Below are 25,085 nucleotides of genomic sequence, written 5' to 3'. Positions count from 1 at the left end.
AGCTCCTTTCCTTGGTGCGTCCGCCGCCGGGGCGCCGCGGCCGTGCGGCGGGCGGCCGGTCGCGCCCGCTGCTTGCGCGCACGGCACGGCCCCGCCGCGGCGCGGCGTGCCATGTCATGCCCGGAAACAGGGGCGAGGGGTGGGAGTGGGCCGGCCACGGACGGCGTCGGCCGCGGCGGCGGGACACGGACGGCGCGGGCGCCCACGGGGGGCGCCGGGGCCGTCCGGTGCGGGGGAAAGCCTGCGTCGTGGGTCAGGAGGACGGCGGGGCGGAGGCGGCCGTGCAGGCGCAGGGCTGCGTCGAGACCTCCATCCCCGCGGGCAGCCCGGTGACCTGGACCTCCCCGGCCTCGGTCACCCGGACGCCCACCTGGGCCGTGCCGACCGGCACCTCGGTCAGCCGCAGGGCGCCGAAGCGGGCGGGCAGCACGGGGGCGAGCCGGATCCGGCCGTGCGGGACGCACACCTCGGCGCCCAGCAGCACCCGCAGCAGGTACACGGGCGTGGCGGAGGCCCACGCCTGCGGCGAGCAGGCCGCCGGGTACGGCACCGGCTGGGCGTACTCGGCGCGGTCGAAGCCGCACAGCAGCTCCGGCAGCCGCCCGCCGAAGGCCGCCGCGGCGTCCAGGACGGCCTCGGCGACGCGGCGGGCGTGGTCGGTGAAGCCGTAGCGCATCAGACCGGCGGCGACGATGCCGCTGTCGTGCGGCCACACCGAGCCGTTGTGGTAGCTCATCGGGTTGTACGCGGCCATGGTGGTGGCCAGGGTGCGCACGCCCCAGCCGCTGAACATCTCGGGGGACAGCAGCCGCTCGGCGACCGCTTCGGCCTTGTCCTCGTCGACGATGCCGGTCCACAGGCAGTGGCCCATGTTGGAGGCGAGGGAGTCGACCGGGTTCTTGTCGCCGTCCAGCGCCTCGGCGTACCAGCCGCGCCCGGGCAGCCAGAACACCTCGTTGAAGCGCCGCTTGAGCTGCCGGGCCCGCTCGTGCCAGCGCGCGGCGTCCGCCGCGTCCCCGGTGTGCTCGGCGAGCAGCGCCCGCGCCCGGTACGCGCCGTACACGTACCCCTGCACCTCGGCGAGCGCGATGGGCGGCTCGGCGAGCTTTCCGTCGGCGCTGTTGACGCCGTCCCAGGAGTCCTTCCAGCCCTGGTTGGCCAGGCCCCGGTCGGTGGAGCGCCGGTACTCGACGAAGCCGTCGCCGTCGCGGTCGCCGTACTTCTCCACCCACTCCAGCGCCCGGTCGGCGTGCGGCAGCAGCTCCCGCACCGCGTCCGGGTCGACGCCCCAGCGGCACAGCTCGCCGAGCAGCATCACGAACAGCGGGGTGGCGTCGACGGTGCCGTAGTACACGGTGCCGCCGAGCGCGAGGGACGCCTCGACGCCGAAGCGCAGCTCGTGCGGGATCTTCCCCGGCTCCTCCTCGGTCACCGGGTCGGTCCGCGTGCCCTGGTACCGGGCGAGGGTCTGGGCGGTGCCGAGGGCGAGCTGCGGGTCGAGGGGCAGCGACATCAGCGCGGTGAGGATCGAGTCGCGCCCGAACAGCGCCATGAACCAGGGGGCGCCGGCCGCGACGACGGGCGTGTCCGGCCGGCCGGGGTCGAAGATGCGCAGGGCGCCCAGGTCCTGGCAGCTGCGCCGCAGCGTCAGCGCCAGCGACTCGTCGCCGACCTTCGCCCGCGGCCCGGACCGACGCCACTCACTGGTCCGCACCGACGGCCCGGCCTGCTCCACGGGCCGCTCCAGCGGGAACGACGTGGGCGTCTCCACCCCGTCGATCACCGGCGTGACCAGTACGGACGCCCGCCAGGTGCCGCGCGGCGGGACGAGTGCGCGGAAGGTGAGCTGGCCGGGCGAGCAGATGGCGTCCTCGGCGACGATCCGCACCCCCCGGCTCTCGCCGCGCCACTGCCGGTTCAGGGAGAGCACCCCGTCGCCGTAGTCGACGCCGTACTGGCCGCGCGGCTGGACCCGGCCCTCCTTGACCTCGAACAGGTCGGCGAAATCGGCCTCGACGCGCAGGGTGAGCCGGCAGGCGGCGGCCTCGTTGCCGAGGTTGCGCAGCACCAGGTCCTCGCGCATGCCCGCGCCCACGAACCGGTGCCGCTCGACCAGGACGGTGGCCTCGCTGTGTCCGGGACGCGGCCGGGCCCGGCCCAGGAACAGGGCCTCGTACGGCTCCTGCGCGATGACGGAGAGCGGGTCGACCTCCTCGTCGTCCAGCCGCAGCTGCCAGACGGACAGGATGCGGGTGTCGCGGTGGAAGAGTCCTTGAGGAGTACCGGGTGCGAGGTCACCGCCCCGCTCGGACAGACAGAACGACGATCCCTCGATCAGCGTCACCGAGTCGCCGCCGCCCTGCGTCGCCTCTCCGGCGAACGTCCAGCCCTGGCCCATCGATCACCTTCCCGCCATGACAGCCCAACACCACGAAACACGGGCACGGCATCACGGAGCACGCACGTGAGCACGAAACCCGTGAGAAGACGGTCGATCGGACATTGTTTATACGACGTAACTCAATTTTCCTGCAAGTGGCCGCATGGCCCTCCGGGGCGCCGGCGGCCGGCGCCGCCGCGACCCGCTCCGCGCGCCTTCCCGGATACCCGCACCGCGCCGGGCGCGCCCGCCGGGAACGCGCCCGGCGCGGTGCGGGTCAGCGGCCGTCCCCGTCCTCGCGGGGCCAGTTCTCCAGCGTGATGTGCAGGGCGTCGACCGCCTTCTCCCAGGACGCCCGGACGTCGCGGGGGGCGCCGAAGCCGCCGGCCGCCTCCAGGGCGCAGTAGCCGTGGAAGGTGGCGCGCAGCAGGCGCACGGCGTCGGTGAGGTCGGGCTCCCGCAGGCCGTAGCCGCGCAGCATGCCGTAGGTGATCTCGGCGGTGCGGCGCAGGGCCGGGGAGCCGGCGATCAGGTCCTGGTCGATGCGGATCCGGGTCGCCGCGTACCGGCCCGGCCGGGTGAGCGCGTACTCGCGGTAGGCGCCGGCGAAGGCGGCCAGCGCGTCCTTCCCGGCCCGCCCGGCGACCGCCGCCGCGATCCGGTCGATCAGCTCGCCGCCCGCGAACAGGGCCAGGTGGGTGCGCAGGTCCTGGAGGTTCCTGACGTGCGTGTACAGGCTCGCGTCCTTCACGCCGAAGCGGCGCGCCAGCGCCGACAGCGTGACGTTCTCGAAGCCGACCTCGTCGGCGAGTTCGGCGGCGGCCGCGACCAGGCGGTCGGTGGTGAGGCCGGCACGGGGCATGGCGGGACCTCCGTGAACCTGGGACTCCTGGGGGAGAGCCTAGTGCCCCGAGGATCCGGCGCGTCGGCCGCGACGCGGCCGACGCGCCGTCCCGCGCCGCTCACGGCCGGCACAACTGGTGTGATTCCCAGGGGAAGCAGGGAAAGCTGTGACGGATGGGCCGAGCGGCCGTGTCCGGGACGTCTGCCGCTCATCTCCAGGCCGTTCAACATTCATCTTCCATGTTGATCCTCCTCACGCACGCACAGCAGTGCGGCGAGAAGGCAGCCGCGGACGGCAGCGGCACTCAGGAGGCACATCATGGGACACGGCCACGACCACGGACACGGTCATGGACACGGGCATCACCACGGACACCACGGCCACGAGGGACCGGAGCTGCCCGCGGCCTTCGACACCTCCGTGCCCGACGAGGCCCTGACCCCCGAGCAGCGGTCGCGCCGCTCCCTGCTGCGCCGCGCCGGCCTGCTCGGCGCCGGCCTGGCCGCGGGCGGCGTCCTCGCCCAGACGACGGCCGCCGCCCCCGCCCGCGCCGCCTCGAACGGCCGCCGCGGCAAGGGCTTCCTGTGGCTGGCCGGCGACCACCACATCCACACCCAGTACAGCAGCGACGGCAAGTACCGCGTCGTCGACCAGGTCCGCCAGGGCGCCCGGCACGGCATGGACTGGCTCGTCATCACCGACCACGGCAGCGCCACGCACGCCAAGATCGGTGTGGAGAAGGTCAACCCGGACATCCAGGAAGCCCGCGCCGCCTACGAGGACACCCTCGTCTTCCAGGGCCTGGAGTGGAACATCCCCGCCGCCGAGCACGGCACCGTCTTCGTGCACCCCGGCAAGAACGAGGTCTCCGTCCTCAAGCAGTTCGAGACCGACTACGACGGCAGCGTCAAGGGCGCCTCCGACTCCACGCCCGCCAACGAGGCGCTCGCCGTCGCCGGCCTCGCCTTCCTCCACGACCAGGTCAAGCGGCGCAAGGTCAAGGACGCGCTGATGCTCGCCAACCACCCGGCGCGGCGCGGCGTCGACTCCCCGCACGAGATCCGCGCCTGGCGCGACGCCACACCCGCGAGCCGGCGGATCGCCGTCGGCTTCGAGGGCGCCCCCGGCCACCAGGCCGCCGGCCTGCCCACGCCCCTCGGCATGGGCCGCGCCCGCGGCATCTACGACAACAACCCCAGCGCCAACTCCTTCGCCGGCTACCCGCTGGAGTCCTACCGCACCTGGGGCGGCTTCGACTGGATGACCGCCACCGTCGGCGGCCTGTGGGACAGCCTCCTCGCCGAGGGCAAGCCCTGGTGGATCACCGCCAACTCCGACTCCCACCAGGTCTACGCCGACACCGCCGTGCGCGGCACCGGCGGCGACTTCGCCACCGACGGCCGCTACCCGGACCCGGTCTACGGCGGGCGGATCGACATCACCCAGGGCGACTACTGGCCCGGCCAGTACAGCCGCACCCACGTCGGCGCCGACGGCTTCTCCTACGCCGCCGTCATGGACGGCATCCGCGCCGGCCGCATCTGGGTCGACCACGGGCAGCTCATCAGCGGCCTCGATGTCCGCGTCGCCGGCGGCGGCCGCTGGGCCACGCTCGGCGGCGCCCTGCACGTGAAGAAGGGCACGCACGTCACGCTCACCGCCGACGTGGCGCTGGCCGGCGGCCCCAACTGGGCGGGCTTCGTGCCGAAGCTGGCCCGCGTGGACGTCATCCAGGGCGACGTGACGGGCGAGGTGAAGGACAAGGACACCTTCACCGCCCCCACCGCCAAGGTCGTCAAGTCCTACGAGGTGGACAAGTCCGCCGGCACGGTCCGCCTCACCTACGACCTCGGCCGCGTCGACCGCCCCGTGTACGTCCGGCTGCGCGGCACCGACGGCAACCGCACCGCCGTCGGCGCGATGGGCGCCGCGGTCGACCCGGCGGGCCCGGCCCTGGACGTCGTCGGCGACGCCGACCCGTGGCGCGACCTGTGGTTCTACTCCAACCCGGTGTGGGTCCTGCCCTCGTGACGCCGCACGCCCTCACCGTGGACGCGGGGGTCCGGGACCTGCGCGCCGCCGACCACCTGCTGCACGCGCTGGCGGCCGGACTCGACCTGCCCGAGGACACGTTCGGCTGCACGCACCTGGTGCGCGGCGGGCACCCGCGGGTCGCGGTGTCCCTCGCCCTGCCCTCGGAGCCGCTCCTGCGCATCGCCCGGGAGCGGCTCGGGGCCCAGGGGTACGAGGTGTCGCCCGGCGTGCCGGACGGCTCGGGACGCGCGGTGCTCTACCCGGGAGCCCGCGCGCTCACCGGCACGCTGACGGTCGCGGACCTGCTCGCCCGGTCCGCGATCGACGACGTCACGGTCCTCGGCGCCCCGGAGCGCCCCGCCCCGGACACCCGGCTGCACACCCGGGACCACGTGCGCCCGCAGTGGCACGACGGCCGTCTCCTGCTGGCCGCCATGCCGGCCGCCGGGGGCACCCTGGTGCCCTTCGAGGTCCCCGAGCCCACGCCGTGCTGCGCGGACCACTGAGGCCGTGACGGCCCGCCCGTACCGCCCCGGCCGGGCCCTGACCCGCGGCCGGGGCGGTACGGTTGCCGGACGAAGGAGCCGACGGGGAGGGCGCGTGTGACGGAGCGGCGGACGGCACCGGACCGATGACGTACGAGGCGCCCGAGGAGCGGGCCGGGCGGCGCCCGCCGGACACCGGCCGCATACGGCCCGGCGCCCGCCCGCCGGGCCGGCGGCGCGACTTCGGGATCTTCTGGGCCGCGCAGACCCTCTCCGTCCTCGGCGACTCCTTCGCCCTGATCGCCCTGCCGCTGCTGGTCCTGGAGGCCACCGGGTCCGTCGCCCGGATGGGGCTGCTCACCGCGGCCGGCGGGGCGGCCTCGGTGGTGGCGGCGGTGTTCGCCGGGGTCGTGGTGGACCGCGTGGACCCCCGTCGGCTGCTCATCGGCTGCGACCTCGTGCGCATGGTCCTGTACGGCCTGGTCCCGCTGGTGTGGCTGTCCGGCCCGCAGATCCCCCTGCTGTACGCCGTGCTGCCGCTGTGCGAGGCCGTCGGCATGCTGTTCGCCGTCGGCTACGTCACCGTCGTGCGCGGCCTGGTCGGCCCCGAGCGGCTCACGGAGGCCAACGGACGGCTGAACGCCACGGCCGCCGCCGCGGGCGTGCTCGGCCCGCTGTGCGCGGGGGTCGTCGCCGCCTGGTCCGGCCCGGCCGCCGCGGTCGGCGTGAACGCGGCCAGCTTCGGGGTGTCGGCCGCCTGCCTGGCGCTCGTACGCTTCCGGGCCCGCCCCGCGGACGACCGCCCGGGGGAGCGGGCCGGGCTGTGGCGGGACCTGCGGGCCGGGATCGCCTTCCTGTACGGGCATCCGGTGCTGCGCGCCCTGACGGCCGCGCTGTCCCTCTTCAGCTTCCTCACCCTCGGCCTCAACGACCTGGTCGTCTACCACCTCAAGCACGACCTCGGCCACGACGACGGCACCGTCGGCGCCGTGCTGGCCGTCGGCGCGCTCGGCGCCGTCACCGGCGCCCTGCTGGTCGCCCGCGTCCGCCGCCGCCTCGGCTTCGGCCCGACGTGGACCGGCGCCGTCGCGGTGTCCGGGCTCGCCCTCGCCGGACTCGGCGGGGCCCGGGACGTGCCGGTCGTCGCCGCGCTGAGCGCAGCCTTCCTGGCCGCCGTCGCCGTCGCCGGCACCTGCTCCATGTCGCTGCGTCAGGAGGTGACCCCGGAGCCCCTGCTGGGCCGGGTCACCGCCGCCTTCTGGACCCTCCAGTACGCGGCCGCCCCGGCCGGCGCGGCCCTGCTCACCTGGGCCGCGGAACGGCACGGCACGGCGCCCGTCGCCCTGGCCGCCGGCGCGTGCTGCGTCCTGATCGCCCTGGCCGCACCGGCCACGCCGATCCGCACCGCCGGGGGCCGCGCCTGACGGACCGTGCCTCACCCGGAGCTCCCTCCCGCACCGGAGGCCGGGCCGCCGCGGACCCCCGGGACGGTCCGGGCGCGGTACGGCCGGCCGGGGCCCGCCGTACCGCGCCCCGGGCGGGATCAGCCGGGCGACGGGGCGAACACGAAGGAGAACTCCGCGGGTTCGGCCCGCAGGAAGTACCGCGGCAGCGGGCCGGGGCCGCACGACTGCGACCCGATGCCGTGCTGCCCGTGGTCGAGGTTGACCCACACCGTGTCGCCGGGGACGAGGTCGGTCAGGTGCCGGGCCGCGTCCAGCTGTTCGGTGGTCCAGCGGCGCGCGGTGAACCAGAACTCCGGTTCGCCCTCGACGCGCAGCCCGCCGATCTCCGCCCAGCGGACGTCGGCCCGCGCGCCGTTCTCCTGCGGGCGGACGTACGGCGTCTGCAGCTCCTCCACCGTCGCCTCCCAGCGGCCCAGCAGCGACGCCGCCCTGGTGTCCGGGTACGCCTCGCCCGGGCCCCCGCCGAACCAGCGGACCCGGTCGGCCCGCGGCAGCCCGAACCGGATGCCGAGCCGGGGCAGCGGCACCGTCCAGTCCCCCTCCGGCACGACCGAGACGGCCAGCCGGACCCGGGTGCCGTCCGAGGTCCACCGGTAGGTGGTGGCCAGGCCCAGCTCCCGGCCCGCGGGCGCCACCCGGGTCCGTACCGTCAGCGCGTCGCCGCCGGCCTCGACGGCGTCCAGGCGGTGCCGCATCCGGTGCAGGCCCAGGGCGCGCCACAGCACCCCGTACCGGACGTCCGGCTGCCACGGGGCGCCGTCGTCGTTGTCGGTCGGCGCCCGCCACACGTCCAGGCGCAGCCCGGTGACGTCCACCCCGCCGATGCCGCGCAGGGCGCCGGTGCGGGCGTCGAACACGGCCGGGCCGAGCGTGATCCGCCCGCCGTCGGCGGCGGGCCGGACACCGGCCGCGGCGGGCGCGGGAGCGCGCCGGGCGACCGTGCCCTGCCCCCACGCCACCACATGGCCCCGCTCCGCCCAGGGGGTGTCCTCGGCGAGCCGGGCGCGGACCGTCCACTGCACCTCGGCGCCCCGGCCGTCGGGGGCCGGGGGCAGCTCGACCTCCGCCGACCCGCCGGGCGCCAGCGGCTCCACCGTGAGCCGGGCCGTCGCCGTGACCTCGCCGTCCACCTGGTGCAGGCACTCGAACTCCAGGTGGGACAGGCCGGCGAAGTCGTACCGGTTGGTGATCCGCACAGTGCCGTCCGCGGCGCCGCCGTCGATGCGGACCGGCTCGATCACCTTCGCGTACTCGACGAGCCCCGGCGAGGGCCGCCGGTCGGGGAAGAGCAGCCCGTCGCAGACGAAGTTGGAGTCGTGCAGCTCCTCCCCGAAGTCGCCGCCGTAGGCGAAGCCGAGCTCCGGATGCGCGATGCCGTGGTCGATCCACTCCCAGACGAACCCGCCCTGGAGCCGGTCGTACCTCTCGTACAGCTCCTGGTAGTCGGCGAGCCCGCCGGGGCCGTTGCCCATGGCGTGCCCGTACTCGCAGTGGAGGAAGGGGAGCGCGCGCCGCTTGCGGGGGCCGCCGTCCAGGCCCCGGCCGATCCGCTCCACCTCCTCGTGGAAGGCGTACATCCGCGCGTACACGTCCGTGTCGCGGCAGGTGGCGTCGCCCTCGTAGTGCACCAGCCGCGAGGCGTCCCGGCCGCGGATCCACTCGGCCATCGCGGTCAGGCCGCGCCCGGTGCCCGCCTCGTTGCCGAGGGACCAGAAGATCACCGACGGGTGGTTCTTGTCCCGCTCCACCATGCGGGCGGCGCGGTCCAGCAGGGCCGGGGTCCAGCGGTCGTCGTCGACGGGGTTGTCCCGCCAGCCCTGCTCGGTGAAGCCGTGGGTCTCCAGGTCGCACTCGTCGATCACCCACAGCCCGTACTCGTCGCACAGGTCGAGGAAGGCCGGGTGCGGCGGGTAGTGCGAGGTGCGGACGGCGTTGACGTTGTGCCGCTTCATCAGCAGCACGTCCTCGCGCATCGTCGCCGGGTCCAGGGCGCGGCCCCGCTCCGGGTGCCACTCGTGCCGGTTGACGCCCCGGAAGAGGACCGGCCTGCCGTTGACCCGGATCAGGCCGTCCGCCAGGACGACCGTGCGGAAGCCGATCCTGAGCGGCACCCGCTCGCCGGGGGTGGCCAGCACGCCGTCGTACAGCGTCGGCGTCTCCGCCGACCACGGCTCGACCGGGACCGTCACGGACTCGCCGGTCGCGACGTCGACGCCCAGGGCGGGCACGGTGACCCGCCCCTCGACGTCGGAGTCGACGCGCAGGGTGCCCCGGCCGGTGGTGTGGTCGTAGGAGGCGTGCACGAAGAAGTCGCCCGCGCAGCCCGCCGGGCGGTGCAGCAGCGTCACGTCCCGGAAGATGCCGGGCAGCCACCACTGGTCCTGGTCCTCCAGGTACGACCCGGCCGACCACTGGTGGACCCGGACCGCGAGCACGTTGCCGGCCGGCTCCAGCAGGTGCCCGACGGCGAACTCGTGCGGCAGCCGGGAGCCCTTGAACTCGCCGAGCTCGGTGCCGTTGAGCCAGACCCGGGCGCAGGACTCCACCCCGTCGAAGCGCAGCACCGCGTCCCCGCTGGCGGGCCAGTCCGCCGGCAGGTCGAAGACGCGCAGGTGGTCACCGGTGGGGTTCTCCGTCGGGACGTGCGGCGGGTCCACCGGGAAGGGGTAGAGGTGGTTGGTGTAGATCGGCGCGCCGTGCCCCTGCAGGACCCAGTGGCCGGGGACGGACACCTCGGCCCAGTGGCCGGCGTCGTACCCGGGCGCGGCGAACGCGTCGTCCTCGGCGTCGGCGGCCGGCGACAGCCGGAACCGCCAGCTGCCGTTCAGGGAGAGGGGCTTCGCGTCCGAGGACGCGTACCAGGCGCGCGGGGGAAGCGTTCCGCGGCCGGGCGCGACGTCCTCGACGTAGGCGGCGGCCGGGGCGGGAGGGGTGCGGAAGGACATCGGTCTCCTAGGTCGGCCCCTGATGCCGGTCCGTGCGGTCCCCCGGGCCGGCCGGCGCGGCAGGAAGGGGGGCACGGACACCAGGGGCGGGGTGGGAACGGCCGGGGCCATGAAGTGCGGGTGGGAGGTGACGGCCCGGTCGGCCGGGTGGGGGGAGCGCGTCACTCGGACGGCCCGGGCACCCGCGCCCCTTCGACGCCGGCCCGCGCGACCACCGAGCCGACGGCCGTGGCGACCTGGCCGGCCACCTGCTCGGGGCGGCTCCCGCCGGGGCGCATGTCCTCGCCGGCGCGGGCCGGCACGTCCAGGGCGGGGGCGAACAGCTCGACCCGGACGTAGGTCCCCGCGACGCCGACGCCGATCAGCGCGCCGCCCGGGGCGTCGACCGCGACCAGGCCCCGGGGGCGGCCGTCGGCCGGGTCCTCGGACCCGGCCTCCGCGATCGCGCGGAGGCCGGGCGGCTCGCCGGCCAGGGTGGCGACCGGGGCGGGCGAGCGGCCGGTGGCGGCCGCCGGCTCCTGCCGGGACGTGGGCGACGCGGCGATGATCCGGCGCAGCATCTCGTAGCGGTTCGCGGCGCGGATGTCGCACGAGGTGCGTTTCACCGGACGGCCCCCTCCCTTCCGGGCCGGGCCGGGGCGGCCCGGACTCCGGCGCGGCGCAAGGCTAGGGGCCGCGGTGGCTTTCGACAAGGGCTTCGGACAAGGGCCTCGCCAGGCCCGGTCCGGGTCAGCCGCGGCCGGTCCGGCCGTCCAGGACGTCCCGCACGAACGCGTTGGCGAACTTCCCCCGCGGGTCCAGCTCCCGCGCCAGCGCCCGGAAGTCGCCCAGCCGCGGGTAGCGCTTCCACAGCTCGGCCGCCGGAGCGGTGAAGACCTTCCCCCAGTGGGGCCGCGCCTCGAAGCCGGCCAGCGCCTCCTCCACCCGCCGCACCACCGGCAGCACCGCCGCCGTGTCCTCGACCCAGGTGAAGTGCACCGCCACGGTGTCCCGCCCGTACGCCGGGCTCAGCCACTGCTCGTCGGCGGCGACCGTGCGCACCTCGCAGGTCTGCAGCACGGGCGCCACCGTCGCCCGTATCGCGTCCAGCGCGTGCAGCGCGTCGAGGGCGTACGGCCGCGGCATCAGGTACTCCGACTGCAGCTCGGCGCCGCTGCTCGGGGTGAACTCGGCCCGGAAGTGCGGCAGCCGCTCGTGCCACGGCCCGGGCACGCCGAACTGCTCGGTGCAGTTGACGGCGGGCATGCCCGGCACCGGGTGCAGCTTCTCGGTGGCGGGCGCGGCCCACGGGAAACCGGGCAGCGGCTGGTCGGTGCGCCGCTTCAGCCACACCTGCCGGAAGCCCGGCGCACGCCAGTCGGTGAACAGGCTCACGCTGTACGCGGACGCCGCCACGGTCTCGAAGTCCAGCCCCTGAAGCGGCAGTTCGGTGAACAGGTGCTGCTCGACCTCGAACGCCGGCTCCAGGTCGAGGGTGAGCGCGGTGACCACCCCGAGCGCGCCGAGGGAGGTGACGGCGCCGCCGAAGCGCGGGTCCCCGCGGCCGATGACGACGGTCGAGCCGTCCGCCGTGACGAGTTCCACCTCCCGCACGGCCGACGCGAGCGAGCCGTTGCCGACGCCCGAGCCGTGCGTGCCGGTCGCCACCGAGCCGGCCACGGAGATGTGCGGCAGGGACGCCATGTTGGGCAGCGCCAGCCCGTGCTCGTGCACCCGGCGGGCCAGTTCCGCGTACCGGACGCCGCCGCCGACCCGTACCGTGCGGGCCGTCGCGTCGACGTCGATCCGCGGCGGCAGGGCGGCCAGCGACAACAGGGCCCCGTCGGCGCCCGGATCGGCGATCTCGTTGAAGGAGTGCCCGCTGCCCAGCACCCGCACCCGCGCGCTGTCCGCCACCAGCGCCCGCAGCGCGTCCAGCGAGTGCGGCCGGTGCACTTCCTTGGCCGTGTAGGTGATGTTGCCGGCCCAATTGGTCACGGTCTCGGTCATCCCGCCCCTTTCCTGCCGCGTCGAGAACCAGGAGGTCACCGCTGGAACCTACCCCGGAGATCGTCCGGCCGGCGGCACCGGACCCGCCGCCCGCCTCCTCGCCGCCCCCTGCCGCCCGCCCCGTCGCCCGCACCGCAGGAGCGCCTTCTCGCCCCGGCCTCCCCGGGCCCTTCCGCCCCGGCCGCGCCGGCTCACCGGGTCCGTTTGTGGCGATATGCGGTGAATATCCGCCTCGGTCGCCGGCTGGGGGGACCCGGTACGGCTCACGTACAGGCGGGGGCATACCGTGAGGAGTCGTACGTCCGAACCGGGAGGAGACACGGGATGGGCAGCCGTACCGCGCTGGTCGAGGATCTGATGGAGCGCTTCCCGCACGTGCCGCGGGAAGCCGTCTTCAAGGAGGACCTGCTCCGCGGAGGCGTGGCCTTCGACCCGTCCGCCCTCAGCGACAACGAGGACGGCGAGGTCAAGCCGAAGTCGTACTTCATCTTCTCCTTCGACCACGGCACCCTGCCCGAGCTGGGCGAGGCGGCCCTCAGGCGCCCGCCGGAGGAGATCATCCTCACCGGCGGCCCGTACGACCTGCGCCGGACCGTGGTCTCGGTCCGGGTGAACCCCTCGTCGCCGTACCGCGTCGCCGCGGACGAGGACGGGGTGCTCGGCCTCTACCTCGACGGGCGGCGCATCGCCGACGTCGGCGTCCCGCCGATGCCCGAGTACTACCGGCACACCCTGTCCAACGGGAAGTCGGTGATGGAGGTGGCCCCGACCATCCAGTGGGGCTACCTGATCTACCTGACCGTCTTCCGGGTCTGCCAGTACTTCGGCGCCAAGGAGGAGTGCCAGTACTGCGACATCAACCACAACTGGCGCCAGCACAAGGCGGCCGGACGGCCGTACACAGGGGTGAAGGACGTCGAGGAGGTCCTGGAGGCGCTGGAGATCATCGACCGGTACGACACCCAGAAGGCGTCCACCGCGTACACGCTGACCGGCGGCGCCATCACCAAGACGGTCGCGGGCCGCGACGAGGCCGACTTCTACGGCCACTACGCCAAGGCCATCGAGGAGCGCTTCCCGGGCCGCTGGATCGGCAAGGTCGTCGCCCAGGCGCTGCCCAAGGCCGACGTGCAGCGGTTCAAGGACTACGGCGTGCAGATCTACCACCCCAACTACGAGGTGTGGGACCGCCGCCTGTTCGAGCTGTACTGCCCCGGCAAGGAGCGGTACGTCGGCCGGGACGAATGGCACAAGCGGATCCTGGACTCCGCGGAGGTCTTCGGCCCGCGCAACGTCATCCCCAACTTCGTCGCGGGCGTGGAGATGGCCGAGCCGTTCGGCTTCACCAGCGTCGACGAGGCGATCGCCTCCACCACCGAGGGCCTGCGCTTCTTCATGTCGCACGGCATCACGCCCCGGTTCACCACCTGGTGCCCCGAGCCCACGACGCCCCTCGGCAAGGCCAACCCGCAGGGCGCGCCGCTGGAGTACCACATCCGCCTGCTGGAGGCCTACCGCGCCACCATGGACGACTTCGGCCTGTCCTCCCCGCCCGGCTACGGCCCGCCCGGCGCCGGCCGCGCGGTCTTCTCCGTCAGCTCCTTCATGGACAGCCTCCCGGCGGACGAACCCGTCGAGGCGTGACCGGAGGTCCGGTGCGCGGGACACGCCGCCGCCCGCGCACCGGCTCCGCGCCGTCACCGTCGTCGGCTGCAGTGCCTCCGTTCCCGGGAACGGAGGCCTCGCCCTCGGCCGCCCCGCCTTCCGGCGCGGCACGAACTCCCCGGCGTACGGCTTCACACCGGACGGACGCGACCGCGCATCGCGACCGCGCTCGCCGGCCGCATCGAATTCTTCGCCCCCCCCCGCGAACCCGACCGAGCGCAGCAGCCCCTCCCGCGTGCCCTCCGGCCCGCAAGCGCTCGACGCCCCGCTGCTGGGAGCGGCCGTCCCGGCGCGCACCGCGTTCGTTCCTGGCTGGGACGGGCGTCGGGACGAGGCGGCTGAACGCATGGCCGCCGCCCGCGGCTAGGCCGTGTCCCCCGACTCCTGCGTGAGCACTGGGAACAGAGGGCTTCGTCGAAGCTCGTAGAATCATGGCGTGGCATTCATGAGCACCCCGCACTGCTGCTTCCTCTGACCGGAGGACTTTGAGGGCGATGCCGGACGGCGTCGCCCTCCTCGATGTGCCTGTGGTGCGAAACCACGCTCCCGTCGCTGCCCGTTCCTTCCTGAGGCAGTGACGCTCTGAGCGCGCAAGCAGGCACGAACCCTTCCCTCCACCCCTTGTATTCTCGATCACGCGTCGGACACCCAGCCACGTGAAAGACCGAGGCTGGGCCCGCCACCCGGAGCCCCGTCCGGCAGCGGCGGCACCGGCAGCTCACGCGGTCTGCGTCACCACCAGGGGAAGGCCGCGCAGTTGACGGCGCGAGGTGATGCCGAGCTTTTTGAAGATATTGCGCAGATGGGTGTCGACCGTGCGTGGGCTCAGGAACAACTGGGTGGCCACCTCCTTGGAGGTAGCGCCCGTGGCGACAAGCCGCGCGATCTGGAACTCCTGCGGCGTGAGCCGGTGCTGTGCCTCAGCCCTCGGCTTCCGCACCTGCTCGCCACCGGCCGCCAGTTCACGGGCGGCGCGTGCGGCGAACGCTTCCGCTCCGATCGACGAGAGCTGCTCGTACGCGGCACGCAGTTGGGTGCGGGCCTCGGAGAGGCGTCCCTCACGCCGCAGCCACTCACCGTGCAGGAGTCGGGCGCGCGCGAGATGGACGGTGCCTTCGCTGCGACCGAGCTGAACGATCGCCTCCTGGTAGAGCTCGTCGGCCGCCGGGCCGTCCGTGAGGAGCGCCCGGGACCTCAGCTCGACCCCCGTCGCCCAGGGGGTGCGGCTGGCCCTGGCGCGTTCGGAGAGGCGCTTCATCACCGGGAGGGCGAGATCCCGCCGTCCGGCTCGCGCCGCCGCCTCCACGAATTCCACCGGGATCCAGGAGTAGAAGCCCGGTTCGTCGAGATCGCACGCGGGGCGGGCCGCCTGCAGAGCCTCCTCGTACCGGCCGAGCCCGTTGTGCAGCACGGCGCGGGCGTACTCGGTGACATTGGCGAGTCTGCCCTCTCCTCGCTCGTGGGCGGCGCGCATCGCGACATCGGCCAGTGCGGCCGTCGCGGCCTCGTCCCCCCGCCATGCGGCGAGGGAGACATCGACGTACACCACGGGCGGGGCGCCGGCGTCGACCGCGATCGAGTGGGTCTCGTCGACGAGTGCCGCCGCGTCGCCGAACTCCCCTGCGTGGATGTGAGCGAGGGCGCGGAAACTCAGGAGTACAGGAAGAGACGCCAGGGCGCCGTGCCGCCGGCACAGGGAGATCTGGCGGTCGGCCAGAGCTCTCCAGGCGGCGTCGTCCCACAGGTCCATCGCGGCGTTGCAGGCCATCCACACCTCGCCGAGGCCGTACTCGCTGCCGTCGTCGGCACGACGGTGGAGGTCGACGGCGCGGCGCAGCTGCGGGACGGCCGCGGTGTACCCCTCCCTCACCTGAGCGGCCAGCCCTTTGAGAAGTATGTCCAGCGGGCGCGGGGGGTCTTCGACGGGTGACATGGCATGTGCCGCGTCCGCCACCTCGAGCAGGCGCGGCCCCTTGGCGAATCGGCCGACGAACACGGCCGCCGCAAAGGCGTCGAGCAGCAGCTCCCGGGCACCGGCGGCATCGCAGCGCGTGGTCAGCTTCGCGGCCTGCAGGAGTCCGACCACCGCTTCGTCGTCGCGCTTCCTGTCGAAGGAGACCCGGGCGCGCAGGGCGGCCGCCTCCGCCCGTCGGGGCTCGTCGTCCGGTCCCAGGTTCGTCTCCGACATCGCCACCAGCGTCAGAGCCGCTTCCGCAGCGCCTGTGTCGCGCTTGGCCCGGGCCGCGGCCAGCGCGCGTACGGCACGGCGGCCGGGATCCGGCGTGAGGGTCGCCGCTCGTTCGAGAAAAGCGGCGGCCGCCGCGATGCCACCGCGTGCCCGTGCACGTCCGGCGGAGTGTTCGAGTGCTGCGGCGACGCCCTCGTCGGGGCCGGCGGCCGCCATGGAACGGTGCCAGGCCCTCCGGTCGGGTTGGGCGTCGGCGTCCGTCACCTCGGCGAGCGCCCGGTGCGCCGCGCGGCGGTCTTCCGGGGAGGCGGCGCGGTAGACGGCGGAACGCACCAACGGGTGCCGGAACCGGACCCAGGCGCTGACGGTCAGCAGCCCGGCGTCCTCGGCCGGTGTCACGGCCGCCGGATCGACGCCGAGAAGTTCCGCTGCCCGCCGCAGGAGTGATGGCTCCCCGATCGGCTCCGCCGCCGCCGTCAGCAGCAGGAGCCGGGTGTCCGCGGGCAGTCCTTCCCAGCGGCTGCGGAAGCTGGCCTCGACACTTCCCGGTGCGGGCACCGCCTCGGGAACGGCGAAGCCACCCGCCAGTTCGGCCGTCCGCGGCAGCTCCAGCAGGGCGAGTGGGTTGCCCCGCGCCTCGGCGATGATCCGCTCACGTACCTGACGGTCCATCGGCGCCCGGAACTGGGAGGCGAGCAGTCCGCGGGCATCGGCGTCGGCCAGACCTTCGAGGCGCAGCTCGGGAAGGTCCGTCAGTTCTGCACCGCCCGAGGGCGCCCGCACCGCGAAGACGACCGCCACCGGCTCGTCGTGAAGCCTCCGTGCGACGAAGGAGAGGGCCTGCGCCGAGGCCCGGTCGAGCCACTGGGCGTCGTCGACCAGGCAGAGCAGGGGCTGTTTGCCCGCCGCCTCCGACAAGAGGTTGAGTACTGCCAGGCCGAGGTGAAAACGGTCGGGCGTACCGCTGCTCAGCCCGAAAGCCGCCTCCAGCGCGCCGCGTTGCGGGCCCGGCAGGCGCTGCAGAACACTCAGCATCGACCCGCAGAGTTGGTGCAGCGCCGCGAACGCGAGCTCGCTTTCGAACTCGGCTCCGGACACTCTCAAGGTGCGTACCCCGGGCGCCGTCCTCATGTACTCCAGCAGGGCGGTCTTGCCGATACCCGCTTCCCCGCGGATGACGAGGGCGCCACCCCGTCCTGCCTGTGTCCGGTGGAGGAACTGATCGAGCACGTCCGACTCGTGACGGCGACCGAGGAGCACTGGACGCCGGGGAACGAAGCGGTTTGCCGGCATAGGGCCTCCGCCGCCGTGACACCTCGGTGGGCGGCACCGGGAGCGGGGGCGTCGAACCTGCCCGGGACGACCGTCGAAGCCACGCGGCACAGTCTCTGAGCAGCGGTTGTACCCCCCTGACCGGGAGCGTATGGCATGGCTGTTCGGCGCGTCAACGAAACGCTGGACGGAGATCCGGTTACGAGCGGCACGCCGGTGACGGTCGCTGTTCCGGGGCAGACCGGACGCCGCCGGGCACAGCTTGCTCGCGGCGTGCCGGCTCAGAACGTGATGGTCACCTTTCCGCGGATGTGCTGGTGGGCGAAGTCGACGAGCGCGCGCCGCGCTTCGGCGAACGCGTACTCGGCTCCGATCGCAATGCGCAGTTCGCCCGTGGCCGCCTGCGCGGCAAGGGCCGCAAGCCGCCCGTCCGGGGTGGTGGTTCCTCCGTACACGGCGGTGACGCCGCGCTCGAAGGACGCCGGTCCGCCCAGGGGCGAGACGAGGCGGGCGCCGCCGCGGGGCGCGCCGCGGGCCCCGGGGGGGAGGGGGGGCGCCCCCCGCCGCGGGCCGCGCCGGCGGTCAGCGCCAGGGCGGGGCCGGTGTTCGCGAGGTCGAACACGACGTCGACTCCGCCCGGTACGAGTCGGAGAGCCTCCTCGGTGATGTCCACGTGCTGGTAGTCGATGGTGTGCAGCGCTCCCAGACCGTCCAGGAACTCCTGGTCGCCGGTGCGGCCGGTCGCGAGCACGACGAGGCCCGCCTGGCCGGCGAGCTGCACGAGGTAGGAGCCCACGCCACCACCTGCGCCCACCACGAGCACGGTGTCGCCCGGGCTCGTTCCCGAGATGTCGAGCAGCGCCGCTGCGGTCAGTGCAGCGGTCGGGAGCGCGGCTCCCTGCGCCGCGGTCAGTCCGGCGGGCCGTACGGCGGCCGCGGCGCTGGCCTTCACCAGGACGTACTCGGCCAGTGCTCCCGAGGGGACGCCGTTCCAGGCCACGATCGCCTCGCCGACGGTGAAGCGGGTGACGTCGGCGCCGACGGCCTCGATCACCCCGCTGACGTCGACACCGGGCACGAACGGGTGCCGCACCGGCAGCACGTGCCGCATCGTTCCGGTGATCAGGGCCTTGTCGATGGCGTTGAGGGCGGTCGCCTCCGTCCGGACGAGCACATGGTCCGGCCCGGGTACGGGTCTGGGCAGGTCGATGAACTCCAGGTCCTCCAGCGGTCCGTAGGCGGTGGCGGCAAGGGCTCGCATGATGAGTCTCCTCCGTGGTGCGGGTTCAGCGGACGAGGTGGCCGTGCGGGGGCCGGCGGCGTGGGACGACAGCGGGCGTGGAGGCCTGGCCGGCCGTTACAGGTGCAGAGTCCGGCGAAGCCAGCGCACCCGCGCCGCCCTCGCGTCCCTGGACAGGGTCGCGTCGGGCACGAAGGCGTCGAATCCGTGGAAACCACCGGGCCAGACGTGCATCTCGGCCTCTCCACCGGCCTGCCAGACGCGCGTCGCATAGGTGACGACCTCGTCCCGGAACGTTTCGGCGGATCCCACGTCGACAAGGAGCGGAGGCAGTCCGGACAGATCCGCCGCACGCGCCGGTGCGGCATAGGGGGAGACGTCGGGCCCGCCTCGCAGGTCTCCCAGCAGCGCGCTCCAACCGGTGTTGTTCGACGTCCGGTCCCACACTCCGAGCCCGGCCATCTGATGGCCGGAGACCGTGGTGTCGCGGTCGTCCAGCATGGGGCAGACGAGTATCTGCCCCGCCGGCGCCGGTTCGCCCCGGTCCCGCATGAGCAGCGTGAGCGCGGCGGTGAGGCCGCCACCCGCACTGGCCCCCGCGACGACGATGCGGCCGGGGTCGATGCCGAGTTCGCCGGTGTGGGCCGCGGTCCACCGCAGGCCCGCGTGGATGTCCTCCAGGGCGGCGGGGTACGGATGCTCGGGGGCCAGCCGGTACCCGACCGAGACGAGTACGAGGTGCAGTTCCTGCACCCAGTCCAGCATCTCCGCGAGGAGACTTCGGTTGTCTCCGAAGACCATCCCGCCGCCGTGGGTGAAATAGACCGCGGGCAGGGGTCCCGAGACTTCGGCCGGGCGGCAGACCAACAGAGGGACCGCTGGCGCGCCGGCCGGGCCCGGTACCCGGAACTCCTCGACCACGAGGGACCCGCCCCGGCGCAGTTCCTCGTCGGAGGGGCGCGTGGCGCGCATGGTCCGGCGTATGCCCGGGATCATGCCGGGCAGGACGGTCGTCGGGATGAGTTCGGACAACATGCCGAGCACATCGGCTAGTTCGGGATCGAAGGGGGGCGGTGGTCCGATGCGGCCGGTGGTGGTAATGGTCACTCCTGTTGTACGGGGTGGACGTTGGGAACAGGACCCGGCTTCCCGGCGGGGCCGGATCGGGGCGGGAAAGGACGCGCGGACCGCGGTGGCCGCGCCGTTCCGCCCGGTGCAGTACGCAAGGCGTTGTGGCAACGGCGACCGCCGGGCGGAACGGACCGTCCGCCCATGCGGACGGGCCGGTCCTGCCCTCCGGCCCGTTCCGATCAGCCGCGGGGCGAGGACCGGAACCCGGGCCTTCGGGCCCCGGCCGGGCTGCGGAGTGCCGGGGTCCGGCCGGGGCCCGAAGACACGAGGGACGTCATCCCTTGTCGAGCCCGAGAAGCTGCAGTTCCCAGGCGAGGCTCGTACCGAAGCTGCCGCCGTGCTGCAGCATGATGTCGGTGATGCCGGGAACCGTCTCCTCCCGGGCCCAGTCCCGCTGCCACTCCGAAATGACGGTGCCGGCGCAGGTGGGGATGACACCGGCCTGGATCATGCGCTGGACGCCGCGCTCGTGGGCCTCGGTGGTGGTGGCGCCCGAGGCGTCCGTCACCGCGAAGACCCGGTAGCCGTCGGCGAGGGCGTGAACGGCAGGCCAGGCCAGGCAGATGTCCGTCCACAGGCCCGCTATGACGAGGTCCCTGCGCCCGGTCGCGGCCACGGCGTCCACGACGCGCTGGTCCTCCCAAGTGTTGATCGCGGTGCGGTCGATCGGGGTCTGCTCGGGGAAGACTTCCTGCAGCTGGCGGATGATCCGACCGCCTCGGTCCTCCACCACGGTGGTCAGGACGGTCGGGACGTCGAACAGCTTGGCGCCCTTCGCCAGGGCCGTCACGTTGTTGACCACCAGGTTGGTGTCCGTGCTGCCCATTCCCGCGAACTGGGCACCCTGGTGGTCGATCAGCAGCAGAACCGAGTTCTCGGGGGTGAGCAGAGCGTCGAGGCCGGTGTAGGTGATGCCGTGGTCCGTCATGGGAAACTCCGGTGTCCGTGTCGGTCGCGGCGCCCACTGGCCGCCGTCGACTCGAAGTTCCCACGTGGCCACAGGCCCGCGCATCGGCGATCCCTACGTAAGCCGGGTACCTACTGAGGACTTCGGGTTGCCCGGTCGGTCTCGTTCGGCGGCGTCCGGCGGTGAGCCGGCCGTCGAAGGTGCTGCCGAAGGCTTGGAGTGCAGCCTTCCGGCGCATGGTCCGGCGTTTGCGTCCGGTGCCGGTCGGGCCCGGGCCGTGATCCTGGCGACGGTGCAGGCGGACTGCGTCGGGCGTAGGCCTTGTGCCGGTGAGACAGCTCGCTCCGCCGAGCTGCGGTCCACGAGCGGAAGGGGGCCGGAAAACACGATGGCGCGCGATCGTCGGCGGCTCTAGGCTGTGCCGTGTTGGCGAAGCGCTCCGTGAGTGCTGTTCGTTCGAGTCGGGATTTCCGGGAGGTGTGACCGATGGCTGTCTCTGTGGTGGGCCCTGCCCGCATCCAGTCGCTCGTTCCGTTCACCTCCGTGGCCTCCGGCTGACGCCTCTCTCCTTCCGCGCCTGCGATGCGTGGCGCCGGGGGCTGCCCTTCGAAGGGTTTCCCTTGAATCTCTCTTCTCCTTCGGCTTCGTCGCACCCGCTTGCCCGCTTCGGCTGGGACGAGGGGTGGGAGGCCGAGTTCTCTCCGTACGCCGCGCAGGGTCTGGTGCCGGGCCGGGTGGTCCGGGTCGACCGCGGGCAGTGCGACGTGGTCACCGCCGGCGGGACCGTGCGCGCCGACACCGCGTTCGTCACCCCGCACGACCCCGTGCGGGTCGTGTGCACCGGCGACTGGGTCGCCGTCGAACCGGACGGGAACCCGCGCTACGTCCGCGCGTATCTGCCGCGCCGCACCGCCTTCGTGCGCTCCACCTCCTCCAAGCGGTCCGAGGGGCAGATCCTCGCCGCCAACGTCGACCACGCGATCATCGCCGTGTCCCTGGCCGTCGAACTCGACCTCGCCCGCGTCGAACGGTTCCTCGCCCTCGCCTGGGAGTCCGGGGCGCAGCCGGCGGTGGTGCTCACCAAGGCCGACCTCGTGCCGGACGCGGCCACGCTGGCGTACCTCGTGCAGGACGTGGAGACGGCCGCGCCGGGCGTGCCGGTGCTCGCCGTCAGCGCCGTGGACGGCGAGGGGCTCGACGTCCTCGCCGCCGTCGTCGCCGGCGGCACGGCGGTGCTGCTCGGGCAGTCCGGCGCGGGCAAGTCCACCCTCGCCAACGCGCTGCTCGGCGAGGACGTGATGGACGTCCGGGCCACCCGGGACGCCGACGGCAAGGGCCGTCACACCACGACCACCCGCAACCTGCTCCCGCTGCCCGGCGGGGGAGTCCTCATCGACACCCCCGGACTGCGGGGCGTCGGACTGTGGGACGCCGGCAGCGGGGTCGGACAGGTGTTCTCCGAGATCGAGGAACTGGCCGAGCGGTGCCGCTTCCACGACTGCGCGCACGAGAGCGAGCCGGGGTGCGCGGTGCGGGCCGCCATCGACGCCGGCGAACTGCCGGAACGCCGGCTGGACAGCTACCGCAAGCTGATGCGGGAGAACCAGCGGATCGTCGCCAAGACCGACGCCAGGCTCCGGGCCGAGATCCGCAAGGAGTGGAAGCGGCGCGGCGCCGAGGGCAGGGCGGCGATGGAGGCCAAGCGGGGCCGCCGGCGGTAGGGGCACCGTCATGTCCGGTTTCCGCCGGACCGGGCCGCGGGTCCGGCGGAGACTGGAGGCGTGATGGACGAGGACACCAGGTACGAGGCCGTGCGCAGCCGGGACGCCCGGTTCGACGGCGTGTTCTTCTTCGGCGTCGAGACGACCGGCATCTACTGCCGGCCCAGCTGCCCGGCGGTCACGCCGAAGCGGCGCAACGTGCGGTTCTTCGCGACGGCCGCCGCCGCGCAGAGCTCGGGGTTCCGGGCCTGCCGGCGGTGCCGTCCGGACGCCGTGCCGGGGTCCGCGGAGTGGAACGCCCGCGCCGACGTCGTGGGCCGGGCCGTGCGGCTGATCGGCGACGGCGTCGTCGACCGGGAAGGCGTCCCGGGACTCGCCGCGCGGCTCGGCTACAGCGCCCGGCAGGTGCAGCGGCTGCTCACCGCCGAACTCGGCGCCGGCCCGGTGGCCCTCGCCCGCGCCCAGCGCGCCCACACCGCGCGCGTGCTGCTGCAGACCACCGGCCTGCCGGTCACCGAGATCGCCTTCGCCTCCGGGTTCGCCAGCGTGCGGCAGTTCAACGACACCGTCCGCGCCGTGTACGCGACGACCCCGAGCGGGCTGCGCGCCGCCGCCCCGGGAAGCCGCCGTACGACGGACCCCGCCACCGCCGGCCTTCCACTGCGGCTCGCCCACCGCGGCCCCTACCAGGCCGGACCCGTCTTCGACCTGCTGCAACGGGAGGCCGTCGCGGGCATCGAGGAGGTCCTCGGCGTGCCGGGCCGGCGCACCTACCGGCGCACCCTGCGCCTGCCGTACGGCACCGGCATCGCCGCCGTCGACGAGCGGCCGGGCCGGGCGCGGCCGGGCGCGGGCGGCTGGCTGGAGGCCCGGCTGCACCTCACCGACCTGCGCGACCTGACCACCGCGGTCCAGCGGCTGCGCCGCCTGTTCGACCTCGACGCCGACCCGTACGCCGTCGACGAGCGGCTCGGCGCCGACCCGCGGCTCGCCCCGCTGGTCGCCGCCCGGCCCGGCCTGCGCTCCCCGGGCGCCGCCGACCCGGAGGAACTGGCCGTGCGGGCCCTGGTGGGGCCCGCGGAGGCCGGGCGGCTGGTCCGGCGCTACGGCAAGGCGCTGGACGCGCCCTGCGGCGGCCTCACCCACGTCTTCCCCGAACCGGCCGTCCTCGCCGAGGCCGAACCCGGCGGCACCCTGGGCGCGCTCACCGCCGCCCTCGCCGACGGAGCCGTACGCCTGGACGCGGGCGCCGACCGGGACGACGCGCAGCGGGCGCTGCTCGCCCTGCCCGGGCTGCGCCCCCGCACGGCCGCCGTCATCCGCACCCGCGCGCTCGGCGACCCCGACGTGGCGCCGCCCGGCACCGACGTCCCCGACACCTGGCGCCCCTGGCGCTCGTACGCCCTGCGGCACCTGTGCGCCGCGGGGCGGCCGGAGCCGTGACGGCCGGGCCGCCCGCCGGACCACCGTCGCCACCCGCCGGCGCCGGGCCGCCCGGCAGCGGTGCCGGGCAGCCCGTCCGCCCCGCCCGCGGTCGGGGCGACGCACACAAACGGAAGATTCCCTACGGGTAGTGCGGATGATCTTCCGCTGGATAGAGTGAGCCGCCGGACCGCACCACCGCACGCATGCCGCCCCCGGGCTCCGCGCTCGACCGCGCGGCGCCCACCACGTACGAGGACGTCCCCGTGGCGGGGCGGCGCGCCGCAGGACGAAGGCCCGGCTCCCGGCCGCGGGGCGACTCGTGACGAGGGGACGGGCGACGCACGGGCCGCCGACGCCGCGGGGGCCGGAAAGCGAGAAGACAGATGCAACCGACGTTCGTCCTGGTGCACGGAGCCTTCGCGAACTCCTTCTCCCTGGCGCCGCTCCAGGCGGAGCTCGGCCTCCTCGGTCACCGCTCGGTCGCCGTCGACCTGCCCGGCCACGGATTCGGGGCGACCTACACCCGCGCCTACCAGGCGCCGCAGGACCTCGAACGGCTCGCCGCCGCACCCGGCTCGCTCAAGGGCGTCACGCTCGCCGACAACGCCGCACACCTGATCGGGATCCTGGAACGGGCCAAGCGCAACGGCCCCGTGATCCTCGTCGCCCACAGCCGCGGCGGCGTCACGGTCACGGCCGCGGCCAACGCGCGGCCGGACCTGATCGACCGCCTCGTCTACGTCGCGGCCTGGTGCCCGGTCGAGCTCGACGTCAACGACTACTACGCCGAGCCGGAGATGGCCACGGTCGACGCCGCCTCCCTGGCCCTGGCGGCGGCCGGCGACCCCGCCGAACTCGGCCTGCTCCGCGTCAACTTCCGCACCGCGGACCCGGACGCCCTCGCGGCGTTCAAGGCGGCCTTCCTCGCCGACGGCACCGACGAGGAGTTCCTGGTCTTCCTGAACACCTTCCAGCCCGACGAGAACCTGGACGTCGGCACCTCCGCGGACCGGGCGCAGGCCGCGACCTGGGGCCGCGTCCCGAGGACCTTCGTCCGCCTGGCCGACGACGCGAGCATGCCGCTCGCCCTGCAGGACCGGCTGATCCGCGAGGGCGACGAGCTGACGCCGGACAACCCGTACGACGTCCGCACCCTCGCGGGCAGTCACCTGAAGTGGCTGGTCGACCCGGCGCCGGCGGCCCGGGTCCTGGCCGAACTCGCCGAGCTCCCGGCCCCGTCCGCCCGGCCCTGACCGGAACCGGCCGAGGAGGGCGGCGGCGGGAACGCGCGGCGCACCCGGTCCGGGAGGCCCGGACGTCGCCGGACGGTTCTCCCGCGGGGGCGGGACCGTCCGGCGGCCCCCGCCGCGCGGCTGCCCGGCGCGGCCCGGCC

The 25,085-nt window shown here is 74.4% G+C and carries 15 protein-coding genes and 1 pseudogene; 7 read left to right on the top strand and 9 right to left on the bottom strand.

The window, feature by feature from the left end:
- Positions 1-253: 253 nt before the first annotated feature.
- Together ABD363_RS05385 and ABD363_RS05380 are read right to left on the bottom strand one after the other, a co-directional pair.
- On the bottom strand, positions 254-2,398 hold the full coding sequence (locus tag ABD363_RS05385) for an amylo-alpha-1,6-glucosidase (protein WP_344600188.1): 2,145 nt from the start codon (positions 2,396-2,398) through the stop codon (positions 254-256).
- A gap of 259 nt (positions 2,399-2,657) precedes the next feature.
- Positions 2,658-3,242 (bottom strand): TetR/AcrR family transcriptional regulator, encoded by a 585-nt coding sequence (locus ABD363_RS05380; RefSeq protein WP_344600187.1) that lies wholly within the window; start codon positions 3,240-3,242, stop codon positions 2,658-2,660.
- Positions 3,243-3,542: 300 nt separating this feature from the next.
- Here ABD363_RS05380 and ABD363_RS05375 point away from each other — a divergent pair, with 300 nt between their 5' ends.
- The 3 genes from ABD363_RS05375 to ABD363_RS05365 all read left to right on the top strand — a co-directional run bounded on the left by ABD363_RS05375 (position 3,543) and on the right by ABD363_RS05365 (position 7,167).
- Positions 3,543-5,255 carry a PHP domain-containing protein gene (locus tag ABD363_RS05375; protein WP_344600186.1) on the top strand — a complete coding sequence of 571 codons (1,713 nt, stop codon included), beginning with the start codon at positions 3,543-3,545 and terminating at the stop codon, positions 5,253-5,255.
- A complete protein-coding gene (locus ABD363_RS05370; RefSeq protein ID WP_344600185.1) occupies positions 5,252-5,764 on the top strand; it encodes a hypothetical protein in 513 nt (170 codons plus the stop codon). The genes ABD363_RS05375 and ABD363_RS05370 overlap by 4 nt, the downstream gene beginning before the upstream one ends.
- A gap of 125 nt (positions 5,765-5,889) precedes the next feature.
- Entirely contained in the window at positions 5,890-7,167 is a 1,278-nt protein-coding gene (locus ABD363_RS05365) for an MFS transporter (RefSeq protein ID WP_344600184.1), read from the top strand.
- Positions 7,168-7,286: 119 nt separating this feature from the next.
- Here ABD363_RS05365 and ABD363_RS05360 read toward each other — a convergent pair whose 3' ends face one another.
- From ABD363_RS05360 to ABD363_RS05350, 3 genes and pseudogenes are all read right to left on the bottom strand, one after another.
- Positions 7,287-10,154 carry a glycoside hydrolase family 2 TIM barrel-domain containing protein gene (locus ABD363_RS05360; RefSeq protein ID WP_344600183.1) on the bottom strand — a complete coding sequence of 956 codons (2,868 nt, stop codon included), beginning with the start codon at positions 10,152-10,154 and terminating at the stop codon, positions 7,287-7,289.
- A 173-nt stretch (positions 10,155-10,327) separates the two neighbouring features.
- Positions 10,328-10,759: pseudogene (locus ABD363_RS05355) on the bottom strand (transcriptional regulator); the annotation flags it as partial.
- A 124-nt stretch (positions 10,760-10,883) separates the two neighbouring features.
- The gene (locus tag ABD363_RS05350) at positions 10,884-12,143 is read right to left on the bottom strand and encodes a D-arabinono-1,4-lactone oxidase (RefSeq protein WP_344600182.1); all 1,260 of its coding nucleotides are present in this window, start codon (positions 12,141-12,143) and stop codon (positions 10,884-10,886) included.
- A 324-nt stretch (positions 12,144-12,467) separates the two neighbouring features.
- Between ABD363_RS05350 and ABD363_RS05345 the strand changes: the two genes are divergently transcribed.
- On the top strand, positions 12,468-13,787 hold the full coding sequence (locus ABD363_RS05345) for a radical SAM protein (protein ID WP_344600181.1): 1,320 nt from the start codon (positions 12,468-12,470) through the stop codon (positions 13,785-13,787).
- Positions 13,788-14,526: 739 nt separating this feature from the next.
- On the opposite strand, the gene ABD363_RS05340 is transcribed toward ABD363_RS05345, so the two are convergent.
- From ABD363_RS05340 to ABD363_RS05325, 4 genes are all read right to left on the bottom strand, one after another.
- Positions 14,527-17,289, bottom strand: a complete 2,763-nt coding sequence (locus ABD363_RS05340) for a helix-turn-helix transcriptional regulator (RefSeq protein ID WP_344600429.1) — start codon at positions 17,287-17,289, stop codon at positions 14,527-14,529.
- Between the two features lie 274 nt (positions 17,290-17,563).
- Positions 17,564-18,529 (bottom strand): alcohol dehydrogenase catalytic domain-containing protein, encoded by a 966-nt coding sequence (locus tag ABD363_RS05335; RefSeq protein ID WP_344600180.1) that lies wholly within the window; start codon positions 18,527-18,529, stop codon positions 17,564-17,566.
- A 96-nt stretch (positions 18,530-18,625) separates the two neighbouring features.
- The gene (locus ABD363_RS05330) at positions 18,626-19,543 is read right to left on the bottom strand and encodes an alpha/beta hydrolase (protein WP_344600179.1); all 918 of its coding nucleotides are present in this window, start codon (positions 19,541-19,543) and stop codon (positions 18,626-18,628) included.
- 370 nt (positions 19,544-19,913) lie between these two features.
- On the bottom strand, positions 19,914-20,567 hold the full coding sequence (locus ABD363_RS05325) for a hydrolase (RefSeq protein WP_344600178.1): 654 nt from the start codon (positions 20,565-20,567) through the stop codon (positions 19,914-19,916).
- 599 nt (positions 20,568-21,166) lie between these two features.
- On the opposite strand from ABD363_RS05325, the gene rsgA reads away from it, so the two are divergent.
- From rsgA to ABD363_RS05310, 3 genes are all read left to right on the top strand, one after another.
- Positions 21,167-22,267, top strand: a complete 1,101-nt coding sequence (gene rsgA, locus ABD363_RS05320; RefSeq protein WP_344600177.1) for a ribosome small subunit-dependent GTPase A — start codon at positions 21,167-21,169, stop codon at positions 22,265-22,267.
- Positions 22,268-22,330: 63 nt separating this feature from the next.
- Positions 22,331-23,710, top strand: coding sequence for a DNA-3-methyladenine glycosylase 2 family protein (locus tag ABD363_RS05315; protein ID WP_344600176.1), 1,380 nt, complete (start codon positions 22,331-22,333; stop codon positions 23,708-23,710).
- A gap of 365 nt (positions 23,711-24,075) precedes the next feature.
- Positions 24,076-24,945 (top strand): alpha/beta fold hydrolase, encoded by an 870-nt coding sequence (locus ABD363_RS05310; RefSeq protein WP_344600175.1) that lies wholly within the window; start codon positions 24,076-24,078, stop codon positions 24,943-24,945.
- Positions 24,946-25,085 lie beyond the last annotated feature (140 nt).

The organism is Streptomyces glaucus (assembly GCF_039533365.1).
In the GTDB taxonomy this organism is placed as follows: Bacteria; Actinomycetota; Actinomycetes; order Streptomycetales; family Streptomycetaceae; genus Streptomyces; species Streptomyces glaucus.
The sequence above is the reverse complement of the archived record's forward strand: the minus strand, read 5'-3'. Positions and strand labels throughout refer to the sequence as shown.